Source organism: Rhizobium sp. LEGMi-198b (assembly GCF_054114205.1).
The window spans coordinates 133,577-146,343 of record NZ_JBSYVH010000009.1; the positions used below are offsets into that span (position 1 = coordinate 133,577).

General features: G+C 59.6%; 9 protein-coding genes. 3 read left to right on the forward strand and 6 right to left on the reverse strand.

Translation table 11 applies throughout. The features are described from left to right. Positions 1-41: 41 nt before the first annotated feature. The 3 genes from hspQ to ACXHXG_RS28270 all read right to left on the reverse strand — a co-directional run bounded on the left by hspQ (position 42) and on the right by ACXHXG_RS28270 (position 2,413). Positions 42-371, reverse strand: coding sequence for a heat shock protein HspQ (gene hspQ, locus ACXHXG_RS28260; RefSeq protein WP_104823052.1), 330 nt, complete (start codon positions 369-371; stop codon positions 42-44). A 234-nt stretch (positions 372-605) separates the two neighbouring features. Then, positions 606-2,015: a type I glutamate--ammonia ligase gene (gene glnA / locus ACXHXG_RS28265; RefSeq protein WP_104823053.1), complete on the reverse strand. Its 1,410-nt coding sequence runs from the start codon at positions 2,013-2,015 to the stop codon at positions 606-608. 59 nt (positions 2,016-2,074) lie between these two features. Continuing rightward, a complete protein-coding gene (locus tag ACXHXG_RS28270) occupies positions 2,075-2,413 on the reverse strand; it encodes a P-II family nitrogen regulator (protein WP_003539626.1) in 339 nt (112 codons plus the stop codon). 350 nt (positions 2,414-2,763) lie between these two features. Here ACXHXG_RS28270 and ACXHXG_RS28275 point away from each other — a divergent pair, with 350 nt between their 5' ends. Then, positions 2,764-4,239 (forward strand): NAD(P)H-hydrate dehydratase, encoded by a 1,476-nt coding sequence (locus ACXHXG_RS28275; protein WP_457901460.1) that lies wholly within the window; start codon positions 2,764-2,766, stop codon positions 4,237-4,239. A gap of 6 nt (positions 4,240-4,245) precedes the next feature. Here ACXHXG_RS28275 and ACXHXG_RS28280 read toward each other — a convergent pair whose 3' ends face one another. Together ACXHXG_RS28280 and uvrA are read right to left on the reverse strand one after the other, a co-directional pair. After that, positions 4,246-5,052: a DUF72 domain-containing protein gene (locus tag ACXHXG_RS28280; RefSeq protein WP_457901461.1), complete on the reverse strand. Its 807-nt coding sequence runs from the start codon at positions 5,050-5,052 to the stop codon at positions 4,246-4,248. Positions 5,053-5,185: 133 nt separating this feature from the next. Then, positions 5,186-8,107 (reverse strand): excinuclease ABC subunit UvrA, encoded by a 2,922-nt coding sequence (uvrA, locus tag ACXHXG_RS28285; RefSeq protein ID WP_457901462.1) that lies wholly within the window; start codon positions 8,105-8,107, stop codon positions 5,186-5,188. Positions 8,108-8,409: 302 nt separating this feature from the next. Between uvrA and ACXHXG_RS28290 the strand changes: the two genes are divergently transcribed. After that, positions 8,410-8,970, forward strand: coding sequence for a single-stranded DNA-binding protein (locus ACXHXG_RS28290; protein WP_457901463.1), 561 nt, complete (start codon positions 8,410-8,412; stop codon positions 8,968-8,970). 75 nt (positions 8,971-9,045) lie between these two features. Here the strand turns inward: ACXHXG_RS28290 and ACXHXG_RS28295 are convergent, their stop codons facing one another. Next, positions 9,046-9,678, reverse strand: a complete 633-nt coding sequence (locus tag ACXHXG_RS28295; RefSeq protein ID WP_104823057.1) for a MarC family protein — start codon at positions 9,676-9,678, stop codon at positions 9,046-9,048. Between the two features lie 225 nt (positions 9,679-9,903). On the opposite strand from ACXHXG_RS28295, the gene gyrA reads away from it, so the two are divergent. Then, positions 9,904-12,708 (forward strand): DNA gyrase subunit A, encoded by a 2,805-nt coding sequence (gyrA, locus tag ACXHXG_RS28300; RefSeq protein ID WP_457901464.1) that lies wholly within the window; start codon positions 9,904-9,906, stop codon positions 12,706-12,708. The last annotated feature ends 59 nt before the right edge of the window (positions 12,709-12,767 follow it).

The window sequence follows — 12,767 nt, forward strand, 5'->3', positions numbered from 1 at the left end:
TGGGAGCGTCTTCCCTTCGAAAACTTGCATGAAATTGACGCTTAGTGGGCGAAGCTCATCTTGGGCTTGAACTCGCCTGTAGGCGCTTTATCGAAGATCTGAGCAATCTGCGGGTTACGAAGCGGGACACCGCTCTCGTCGCTGATCAGGTTCTGCTCGGACACGTATGCGACATATTCCGTCTCGTCGTTTTCGGCGAGAAGGTGGTAGAAGGGCTGGTCCTTGCTGGGCCGCACTTCTGCCGGAATGGAATTCCACCATTCTTCAGTATTGGCGAATTCCGGGTCGACGTCGAAGATGACACCGCGGAAGGGAAACATCCGGTGCCGAACCACGTCGCCTATGTTGAATTTTGCGTAGCGTTCTTTCATGGCGCGACTTCCTTTCAAGCAATCATGTGGTGAATTCCACCGCCGATATCAAGGATTCTGCCCCGATTCCTTCATTCAGTTGTCACATTCGAACAACGCTGTTCGCCCTACATTGTTCGATTGCGCGATACACGAATTGTAATGTCCAGCAAGGCAGCCGTGACCGAAAATACGTCTGCCTCACGCTTGCCAGCAAGCAAAAGCCCCGGCTGACCGAGGCTTTCGCCTCGGTTCTTATGCCGAGTAATACATGTCGTATTCGACCGGATGCGGGGTCATTTCGAAGCGCATGACTTCCTGCATCTTCAGTTCGATGAAGGCATCGATCTGGTCGTCGTCAAAGACGCCGCCGGCGGTCAGGAACTTGCGGTCCTTGTCCAGGCTTTCGAGCGCTTCGCGCAGCGAGCCGCAGACCGTCGGGATCTTCTTCAGCTCCTTCGGCGGCAGGTCGTACAGGTCCTTGTCCATGGCCTTGCCCGGATGGATCTTGTTCTTGATGCCGTCGAGGCCGGCCATCAGCATGGCGGCAAAGGCGAGATAGGGGTTGGCGGTCGGGTCGGGGAAGCGGACTTCGACGCGCTTTGCCTTGGGGTTGGAGCCGAACGGGATGCGGCAGGAGGCGGAGCGGTTGCGGGCCGAATAGGCGAGCAGAACCGGAGCCTCATAGCCCGGCACGAGACGCTTGTAAGAGTTCGTCGACGGGTTGGTGAAGGCGTTGATCGCCTTGGCATGCTTGATGATGCCGCCGATGTAGTAGAGGCAGCTCTCGGAGAGGCCTGCATATTCATCGCCCGCGAAGGTCGGCTTGCCGCCCTTCCAGATCGACTGGTGAACGTGCATGCCCGAGCCGTTGTCGCCGAAGATCGGCTTCGGCATGAAGGTTGCCGTCTTGCCGTAGGCATTGGCGACCTGGTGAACCACGTACTTGTAGATCTGCATCTTGTCGGCGTTGCGCACCAGCGTGTCGAACTTGATGCCAAGTTCGTGCTGAGCGGCCGCGACCTCGTGGTGATGCTTTTCGACGACGACGCCCATCTCGGCGAGAACCGTCAGCATTTCCGAACGCATGTCCTGGGCACTGTCGACCGGCGGAACCGGGAAGTAGCCGCCCTTGACGCGCGGACGGTGGCCGAGGTTGCCGGTTTCATAATCGGTGTCGTCGTTGGACGGCAATTCGCTGGAGTCGAGCTTGAAGCCGGTGTTGTACGGATCGGCCTTGTACTTGACGTCGTCGAAGACGAAGAATTCGGCTTCCGGACCGAAGAAGGCCGTGTCGCCGATGCCGGATGCCTTGAGGTAGGCTTCGGCCTTCTTTGCGGTGCCGCGCGGATCGCGGTTGTAGGCTTCGCCAGAGACCGGATCGAGAATGTCGCAGAGGATGACCATGGTGGATTGCGCGAAGAACGGATCCATGTGAACCGTTTCGGTATCGGGCATCAGCACCATGTCGGATTCGTTGATGGCCTTCCAACCCCCAATCGAGGAGCCGTCGAACATCACGCCGTCGGCGAACATGTCCTCGTCGACGCAGACGACGTCCATCGTGACATGCTGCAGCTTGCCCTTGGGATCCGTGAACCGCAGGTCAACGAACTTGACGTCGTTATCCTTGATTTGTTTGAGAATTTCGCTTGCGGTCGTCATTAAAATTACTTCCCTTGACTTAGATGACGATTACGAGCCTGGCCGCAACAGCCGGGCGGTTAGATGGCGTCTATACCTGTTTCTCCGGTGCGGATTCGAATGACCTCTTCCACATTGGAGACGAAAATCTTTCCGTCGCCGATCCGGCCGGTCTGCGCAGCCTTGCGGATGGCGTCGATCACCGCTTCCGCATTCTCGTCCGCCAATACGACTTCGACCTTCACCTTAGGCAGGAAGTCGACGACGTATTCGGCGCCACGGTAAAGCTCCGTGTGGCCTTTCTGACGACCGAAGCCCTTCGCTTCCGTGACAGTGATGCCTTGCAGACCGACTTCTTGAAGGGCTTCCTTCACTTCGTCCAGCTTGAAAGGCTTAATGATCGCTTCGATCTTTTTCATGAGAAAATGTCTCTCCGCTTCTCCCGTTACAGCAGGACCATTCCCCGCTTGCCCAACCTGATGCACGTATCATGCCAGTTCACAGAGGCCTGCCGTAAAAAATCTCGGCGAATTGGCGCCGAGACCCCGGATTGATGAGGATTTTTCGGAAAAATGGAAGCGTTTTCGCACCGAAACGCGTGAGATGAAGCAAAATTTTGCAAAAAAGTGCTGTATTTCTCACAATTGTACTTCAAGCGCATTTTGAGTGCGTTTGCGTAATTATTATGCAAATGCATTCTGGTTGAGCAAATGGTGCCTCGAAATCATGGTTGTTTTTCAGGCAGGTTTCGCATTCAATGATGGCCATCATGATGTCACCGCTCGCCGATCTGCTTCTTTCACCCGAGGATATGGCCGCCGTCGATCGAGCGGCCGCCGCGTCTGGCATCGACTCCTACGGACTTATGGAAAGAGCAGGCCAGGCGGTGGCCGCGAGCACCCTGCGGCATTTCCCCGAGACATTGCGATTTATCGTGCTCTGCGGCCCCGGCAACAATGGCGGCGACGGTTACGTCGCGGCGCGTGCCCTGCGGCAAACCGGCGTGGAGGTCCAACTCTTTCACCTCGGCGATCCCAAAACGCTGAAAGGCGACGCTGCCCGGGCCTTTGGGGAGTGTCCGGTTGGTGGCGAGACACTCGGGCGCTATTCGCCGCGCCCGGGAGACGTCGTCATCGACGCCATTTTCGGCGCCGGCCTCTCCCGTCCCGTCCCCGATGAGGTAGCGGCGATCATCGCAGAGATTGCTGAGGCTCATATTCCCGTCATCGCGGTCGACTTGCCCTCCGGTCTCGATGGTCGCAGCGGCCAGGTGCTGGGTGCCGCTTTTCGCGCCGTGCGTACGGTCACGTTTATGACCCGTAAGCCCGGCCACCTGCTGATACCGGGGCGCGATCTTTGTGGCGTGCTGGAAGTTTTCGACATCGGCATTCCCGCGCGCATTGTCCGTGCCCATGCGAACGGCCTGATCGCGGAAAACACGCCGGCGCAATGGCAGGCCGACCTGCCGGCGGCTGCCACGGATATCCACAAATACAAGCGTGGCCATCTGGTGGTCTTTTCCGGCGGAGCGACCGCTACGGGCGCAGCGCGCATGTCGGCCATGGCGGGGCTTAAGGCGGGGGCAGGGCTCGTCACCATCGCCTCCCCGGAACAGGCGTTGATGGTCAACGCGGGACTGTTGACGGCAATCATGCTGCACGGGGTCGACGATGAAGCTGCGTTACGCGCTTGGCTCACCGACCAGCGCCTCTCGACGTTCGTCCTCGGCCCTGGCTTCGGCGCCGGCGAGAAAGCCAGGCAATTCGCATTGGCCGTGAGTGACCGCCATCTGGTCCTGGATGCCGATGGCATCACGTCGTTTCGCGATGAACCCCAACGCTTGTTCGATGCTTTCGCCAATGGCCCGACGCGGCTGGTGTTGACGCCGCATGAGGGGGAGTTCGCGCGCTTATTTCCCGATATCGCCGCCGATGAGGCGTTGAGCAAGGTCGAGAAGGCGAGGGCAGCGGCGGCGCGCGCTCATGCCGCCATCATCTATAAAGGCGCCGACAGCGTCATTGCCGCTCCCGACGGCCGGGCCTTGATCAACGCCAACGCGCCGTCATGGCTTGCCACAGCCGGCTCCGGCGACGTGCTCGCCGGCATCATCGGCGGACTTCTGGCGCAGGGGGCATCTGCGTTCGAAGCGGCGGCGGCCGGCGTTTGGCTGCATGGCCTCGCCGGGCAGCGCGCGGGAAAAGGCCTAACGGCCGAAGACCTCGTCGCCCATGTTGCTCCCTTTTGAGAATAACTACTTCGCCACTTCCTCCTGCAGCGCGATCGCGCCATGCGGAGCATTGACCTTGCCCTCATGGATCATGAAGGCAAAGACGTCGCGGGGCTCAGCCTTGACCTTGCGGGTCTCGTCGATCAACGGCAGGTCATCGGGTATCTTGCCCTCGGCCCACGTTTCTAACCGCTTCGCCCAGGCCTTCAATTCCTTGGGCGGATAGCAGGTCTTGATATCGTCGGAACCCTTCTGCAGGCGGGCATAGACGAAATCGGCGGTCACATCGGCGATCATCGGATATTCGAAATGCTCGGCGCAAACCGGCGCGACATTGTATTTGGCGAGCAGAGCGATGAATTCCGGCACCTTGAACGAGTCATGCCTGACCTCGACCACGTGTTTCAGCGCCAAGCCGTCCTGTTTATCCGGCAGCAACTTCAGGAATGCCTCGAAGTCATCCGGATCGAATTTCTTCGTCGGCGCGAATTGCCAAAGCAGCGGCCCAAGATGATCGCCCAGTTCGCTGATGCCGGAGTCGAGGAAGCGCTGCATCGACTCGCCCGCTTCGGAGAGCACGCGCCGGTTGGTGACGAAACGTGTCGCCTTGAGAGAGAAGATGAACCCATCCGGCACATCGGCAGCCCATTTCGCAAAAACTTCCGGCTTCTGCGTGCTGTAATAAGTGCCGTTGACCTCGATCACCTTCAGCTTGCGGCTGGCGAAATTGAGCTCATCCTTCTGCTTGAGCGTGTCGGGATAAAATGTCCCGCGCCAGGGCTCAAAGGTCCAGCCGCCAATGCCGGTTCGGATCGTGCCTGCAGTGGTCATTCTCTCCTCCATTGATCGGCTAGTGCATGTCGCGCAAAAGTGTGCAGCGGTTTTGCGATAACGACACGCACAAAACCAAAAACTCAAAGCGCAAGAAGCGAGTCTGAAAGATCGCGACGCGCTTTAAGCTAGCTCACTCCGCCGCTACCACCTTTTTCATCGGCCGCCGCTCCAGCAATTCCTTGAGGAACTGACCGGTATAGGAGCGCTTCTCCTTGACGACAGTCTCCGGCGTGCCTGCCGCGACGATCTCGCCGCCGCCGTCGCCGCCTTCGGGACCGAAGTCGAGGATCCAGTCGGCCGTCTTGATGACCTCGAGATTGTGCTCGATCACAACAACCGAATTGCCCTGGTTGACCAGTTCGTGCAGCATTTCCAAGAGTTTGGCGACGTCGTGGAAGTGCAGGCCGGTGGTCGGTTCGTCTAGGATATAGAGCGTGCGCCCGGTCGATCGCTTCGACAATTCCTTGGCTAGCTTGACGCGCTGCGCCTCGCCACCAGAAAGCGTATTGGCTTGCTGACCGACCTTGATATAGCCGAGGCCGACATCTTTCAGGGACTGCAGCTTGTCGCGCACGGCAGGAACGGCCGCGAAGAAATCGACGCCCTCTTCGACCGTCATGTCGAGCACATCGGCGATCGACTTGGTCTTGAAGGTGACGTCCAGGGTCTCCCTGTTGTAGCGCTTGCCGTGGCAGACGTCGCAGGTGACGTAGACGTCCGGCAGGAAGTGCATCTCGATCTTGATGACGCCGTCGCCCTGGCAAGCTTCGCAGCGGCCGCCCTTGACGTTGAAGGAGAAGCGGCCCGGCTGATAGCCGCGCGCCTTGGCTTCCGGCAGACCGGCGAACCAATCGCGGATCGGCGTGAAGGCGCCGGTATAGGTTGCCGGGTTCGATCGCGGCGTGCGGCCGATCGGCGACTGATCGATGTCGATCACCTTGTCGATATGTTCGAAGCCATCGATGCGGTCATGATCGGCCGGGATTTCGCGCGCGCCCATGACGCGGCGGGCTGCCGACTTGTACAGCGTCTCGACCAGGAACGTGGACTTGCCGCCGCCGGAAACGCCGGTGACTGCGGTGAAGACGCCGAGCGGGATCGAGGCCGTCACGTTCTTGAGGTTGTTGCCTCTCGCGCCGATAACCTTGATCTCCTTGCCCTTCTTGATCTTGCGACGCTCGTCTGGAACGGGCACGCCGAGTTCGCCGGAGAGATATTTGCCGGTCATCGATTTCGGGTTGGCCATGATGTCCTGCGGCGTGCCATGCGCCACCACTTCGCCGCCATGCACGCCGGCGGCCGGGCCGATATCGACGACGTCATCCGCCGTCAGAATGGCATCCTCGTCGTGTTCGACGACGATGACCGTATTGCCGATGTCGCGCAGATGTTTCAGCGTTTCCAGCAGGCGGGCATTGTCGCGTTGATGCAGGCCGATCGACGGTTCGTCAAGAACATAGAGCACGCCTGTCAAGCCCGAGCCGATCTGCGAGGCCAGGCGAATACGCTGGCTTTCGCCGCCGGACAGCGTGCCGGAATTGCGCGACAGGCTGAGATATTCAAGGCCGACATCGTTGAGGAAGCGCAGGCGATCACGGATCTCCTTGAGGATACGCACGGCGATCTCGTTCTGCTTGTCGGTGAACGTCTCCGGCAGCGCGTTGAACCAGTCGCGGGCAATCCGGATCGACATTTCAGCCACCTGGCTGATGTGCAGCTTATTGATTTTTACCGCCAGCGCTTCCGGCTTCAGGCGATAGCCGTTGCAGGCTGGGCAAGGGGCGGCCGACATGTAACGTTCGATCTCCTCGCGCGCCCAGGCGGAATCCGTTTCCTTCCAGCGCCGCTCGAGGTTCGGCACGATGCCTTCGAAATTCTTATGCGTCGTATAGGAACGGGCACCGTCGGCGTAGTGAAACTCGATCTTGTCCTCGGTGCCATTCAAAATGACATCTTTTGCCGTGTCGGACAGGTCGCTCCAGCGGCTGCCGAGCTTGAAGCCGTAATGCTTGCCGAGTGCTTCGAGCGTCTGATTGTAATAGGGCGAGGTCGATTTGGCCCATGGCGCGACGGCGCCGTCGCGCAGCGTGCGCTCAGGTTCCGGCACGATCAGCGCCGGATCAATCTTTTGCAGCGAACCCAGCCCGTCGCAGGAAGGGCAGGCGCCAAAGGGATTGTTGAACGAAAACAGCCGCGGCTCGATTTCCGGAATGGTGAAGCCGGAAACCGGGCAGGCGAACTTTTCCGAAAAGAGCACGCGCTCATGCGTCTCGTTCAACGATTTGTTGGCCGAGCCGCCGGCCGCGGTTTCTTCCGGCGGCAACGGCTTGTCGGCGAATTCCGCAATGGCAAGGCCCTCGGCAAGATGCAACGAGGTTTCGAAGCTGTCCGCCAGGCGCGCCGACACGTCGGGCCTGACGACGATACGGTCGACCACCACGTCGATATCGTGCTTGTATTTCTTGTCGAGCGCCGGCACATCGGCGATCTCATAGAACTGCCCGTCGACCTTGACGCGCTGGAAGCCCTTTTTCATGAGCTCCGCCAATTCCTTCTTGTATTCGCCCTTACGGCCGCGCACGAGCGGCGCCAGGATATAAAGCCTGGTGCCTTCACCGAAGGCAAGCACACGGTCGACCATCTGGCTGACCGTCTGGCTCTCGATCGGCAGGCCTGTGGCCGGCGAATAGGGCACGCCGACGCGGGCGAACAGAAGACGCATGTAATCGTATATTTCGGTAACGGTGCCGACCGTCGAGCGCGGATTGCGCGACGTGGTCTTCTGCTCGATCGAAATCGCCGGCGACAGGCCGTCGATCTGGTCGACATCCGGCTTTTGCATCATCTCCAGGAATTGCCGCGCATAGGCCGACAGGCTTTCGACATAACGGCGCTGCCCTTCGGCATAGATCGTGTCGAAGGCGAGCGAGGATTTGCCCGAGCCGGAAAGGCCGGTCATGACGATCAGCTTGTTGCGCGGAAGATCGAGATCGATCCCCTTGAGATTGTGCTCGCGCGCGCCACGTATGGAAATAGTCTTCAGTTCACTCATCGTCGTCTGCGGTCCCTTGGTGTCTGCCCTTATTTAGTGATGCCCGCCCGTGAGTCGAGGCTGAAATGAAGGGCAGCGCCGGGTTTTCGATTCGGTTGACAGGATCATAGAGGTGAATTAGAACAAAGAAAGAACAAATTTGCCGTCGGGTCAAGGCCGCGTATCATTTCGCATTTCATATAATGTCTGTGGATGAGTACGGCAGATGGTGCCGCGTAAATAGCGCCTGATGGCGGCAATGGTCTAAGGTACGTGGATAGAGTTTTAGAGCCGTCGATGGGCGGCAAGCAGGGTAGGTAATCATGGCCGGTAGTGTGAACAAGGTAATTCTGGTTGGAAATCTCGGGGCGGACCCGGAAATCCGCCGTACGCAGGACGGCCGTCCGATCGCCAACCTCAACATCGCGACGTCGGAAACCTGGCGCGACCGCAATTCCGGCGAGCGCCGGGAAAAGACGGAATGGCACCGCGTCGTGATCTTCAATGAAGGTCTCTGCAAGGTTGCTGAACAATATTTGAAGAAGGGCGCCAAGGTCTATATCGAGGGCGCACTTCAGACGCGTAAATGGCAGGATCAGAACGGCCAGGATCGTTATTCGACCGAAATCGTCTTGCAAGGCTTCAATTCGACGCTGACCATGCTGGATGGCCGGGGCGAAGGCGGAGGCGCTGTCGAAGGCGGTCGCGGCGGACGCGGCGGCGGTGACTTTGGCGGTAGTTACGGCGGCGACTATGGTGGTGACGACTATGGCCAGCCCTCGTCGCAATCGTCGGGCCGTGGCGCCAGCGGTGGCCGTGGCGGCGCCGCAAGCGGCGGCGGCAGCAACTTCTCGCGCGATCTGGACGACGATATTCCGTTTTGATCGCGTCGCTTTGATCGGCAAGTCGTATCGAAATGAATTGAACGGCCCGCATTTCCGGCGGGCCTTTCTATGGGTTTATGTGAGTTTGAGCGCCGCTTTCGCGCCGTCCACGACGAATTGGGCAGCGAGCGCGGCCAGAATGACACCGAGCAGGCGCGTCAGGATGGCGCGGCCTGTTGACCCCAGCATACGGTCAAGCCTCTCGGAAATCGCTAACGCCGCATAGACCAGTCCGAGATTGATCGCGATAACGAGGATCAATTGAGCTCGGTCGAGCATTGTCTGCAGCGAACCGGCCAGCAGGATGGTTGCCGAAATGGCGCCGGGTCCCGCGATCAGCGGCAGCGCCAAGGGAAACACCGCAATATTCTGGATATGATCCTTGGTGATTGCGACTTCCGTCGTCTTTTCCTTTCTGTCCTGCCGTCGCTCGAACACCATCTCGAAAGCGATCCAGAACAGCAGCAGGCCGCCCGCAATGCGGAAGGCGCCGATGGAAATGCCGAGAATACCAAGCACGCTGGCGCCGAACAGGGCGAAGGCCGCCATGATGAAGAATGCGATCAGCGAGCCGCGCAATGCCACCTGATGACGTTGAGCCCGGTTCATGCCAGCCGTAAGGCCGATGAACAGCGGAGCAAGACCTGGCGGATCGACTGTGACGAGCAGCGTTGTGAAGGCATTGATCAGCGTGTCCGCGCTCGCCATATGATCCCCGGCATTTGTTTCTATTTGTTGTTGGCCCATTGATATGCGAGGAATGACGTTTCGCAAAGCGCAATGCGGGCTCGCCAAAACGTTCTGCCACGGAAATGTTCGATTTAGCGGGTTAAGAGGGCAAAAGCCTGTTCAAAAGCACCCGTCAAAATTGGCGCTTGCAGGGCCTTTCGGCTATAAATTTCGCAGTGATTCTAAAAGAGATCGTGATCTGTTTTGACTGAGCAAACACCACCCGGCGGCGGGAAGCTCCCGCCAGGCATCGAGCCGATTTCCATCATGGAGGAAATGCAGCGGTCGTATCTCGATTACGCGATGAGCGTGATCGTCAGCCGCGCACTTCCCGATGTTCGCGATGGTCTCAAGCCCGTCCATCGGCGCATTCTGTACGGCATGTCGGAACTCGGGATCGACTGGAACAAGAAATACGTAAAATGCGCTCGCGTCACCGGTGACGTGATGGGTAAATACCATCCGCACGGCAACCTGGCGATTTATGACGCGCTCGCGCGCATGGCGCAGCCCTGGTCGCTTCGCCTGCCGCTGATCGACGGTCAGGGCAATTTCGGCTCCGTCGACGGCGATCCGCCGGCGGCCGAACGTTATACGGAATGCCGCCTGCAGAAGGTCGCGCATTCGCTGCTCGACGATCTCGACAAGGAAACGGTCGATTTCCGCGAGAACTATGACGGCACATTGAGCGAGCCCGTCGTCGTCCCGGCAAAGTTCCCGAACCTGCTGGTCAACGGCTCCGGCGGTATCGCCGTCGGCATGGCGACCAATATTCCGCCGCACAATCTTTCCGAAGTGATCGACGGCTGTATCGCGCTGATCGACAATCCGGCGATCGAGCTGCCGGAGATCATGCAGATCATCCCGGGTCCGGATTTTCCGACGGGCGCGAAGATTCTCGGCCGTGCCGGCATCCGCTCGGCCTACGAGACCGGACGCGGCTCCATCGTCATGCGCGGCGTCGCGACGATCGAGCCGATGCGTGGCGACCGCGAACAGATCATCATCACCGAGATTCCTTATCAGGTGAACAAGGCGTCGATGATCGAGAAGATGGCTGAACTCGTGCGCGAAAAGCGTATCGAAGGCATCTCCGACCTGCGCGACGAATCCGACCGCCAGGGCTATCGCGTGGTGATCGAGCTGAAGCGCGACGCCAACGCCGAGGTTATCCTCAACCAGCTTTATCGCTATACGCCGCTGCAGACCTCTTTCGGCGCCAACGTGGTGGCGCTGAATGGCGGTAAGCCGGAGCAACTGACCCTTCTCGACATGCTGAGGGCCTTCGTGTCCTTCCGCGAGGACGTGGTCAGCCGCCGCACCAAATATCTGTTGCGCAAGGCGCGCGAGCGCGCCCATGTCTTGGTGGGCCTCGCCATCGCGGTCGCCAATATCGATGAAGTGATCCGCGTTATCCGTCATGCGCCCGACCCGCAATCGGCGCGTGAAGAGCTGATGACCCGCCGCTGGCCGGCGGCAGATGTCGAATCCCTTATCCGGCTAATCGATGATCCGCGCCACCGTATCAACGAAGACGGCACCTATAATCTGTCGGAAGAGCAGGCGCGCGCCATTCTCGAGCTGCGTCTTGCCCGTTTGACGGCACTTGGCCGTGACGAAATCGGCGACGAACTCAATAAGATCGGTGCCGAGATCAAGGACTATCTCGATATCCTGTCGTCGCGCATTCGTATCCAAGCCATTGTAAAAGAAGAGCTTGCCGCCGTTCGCGACGAATTCGGCACGCCGCGCCGCACCGAAATCGTCGACGGCGGCCTGGAGATGGACGACGAGGACCTGATTGCCCGCGAGGACATGGTCGTTACCGTTTCACATCTCGGCTACATCAAGCGCGTGCCTCTGACCACCTATCGTGCCCAGCGGCGTGGCGGCAAGGGTCGCTCCGGAATGACCACGCGTGACGAGGATTTCGTTACCCGGCTATTTGTCCTCAACACGCATACGCCGGTTCTCTTCTTCTCGTCGCACGGTATCGTCTACAAGGAGAAGGTCTGGCGCCTGCCCATCGGCACGCCGCAGTCGCGCGGCAAGGCCCTGATCAACATGTTGCCGCTGGAGCCCGGCGAGCGCATCACCACGATCATGCCGCTTCCGGAAGACGAGAGCACCTGGGACAATCTCGACGTCATGTTCTCGACGACGCGCGGCACCGTGCGCCGCAACAAGCTGTCGGACTTCGTTCAGGTCAATCGCAACGGCAAGATCGCCATGAAGCTGGAGGAAGAGGGCGACGAAATCCTCTCCGTCGAGACCTGCACCGAGCATGACGACGTACTGCTGACCACGGCGCTCGGCCAGTGTATCCGTTTCTCGGTTTCGGACGTACGCGTCTTTGCCGGCCGCAACTCGATCGGCGTTCGCGGCATCAGCCTTGCATCCGGCGACCGCATCATCTCGATGACCATCGTCCGCCATGTGGACGCGGAACCTTGGGAACGCGCGGCTTATCTCAAGCGCTCCGTCAGCGAGCGTCGCTCGGCGACGGGCGAGGACGAGGAAATCGCGCTGGTTGGCGAAGAAGTCACCGAAGAGGGACAGCTCAACGACGAACGCTATGAAGAGCTGAAGGCGCTCGAGCAGTTCATCCTGACTGTCTCTGAAAAAGGCTTCGGCAAGCGCTCGTCTTCCTACGATTTCCGCATTTCCGGCCGCGGCGGCAAGGGTATTCGCGCTACCGACACGTCGAAAACCGGCGAGATCGGCGAGCTTGTGGCCGCCTTCCCGGTTGAGGAGGGTGATCAGCTCATGCTGGTGTCCGATGGAGGTCAATTGATCCGCGTTCCCGTCGGCGGCATCCGCATTGCCAGCCGCGCGACCAAGGGCGTCACCATCTTCTCGACCGCCAAGGATGAGAAGGTCGTTTCGGTCGAGCGTATCAGCGAGCCGGATGGCGAGGAGGATACTGGCGACAACGGTGTCGAGGACGACGCGCCGAATGGTGATACGGAAATCTCGAACGGCGATGCCGAGGGTACGACCGAAGAATAAGGTTCAGTGAACTCAGCACGTGGAATGACGACCGGGCGGCTTGGCTGCCCGGTTTTTTG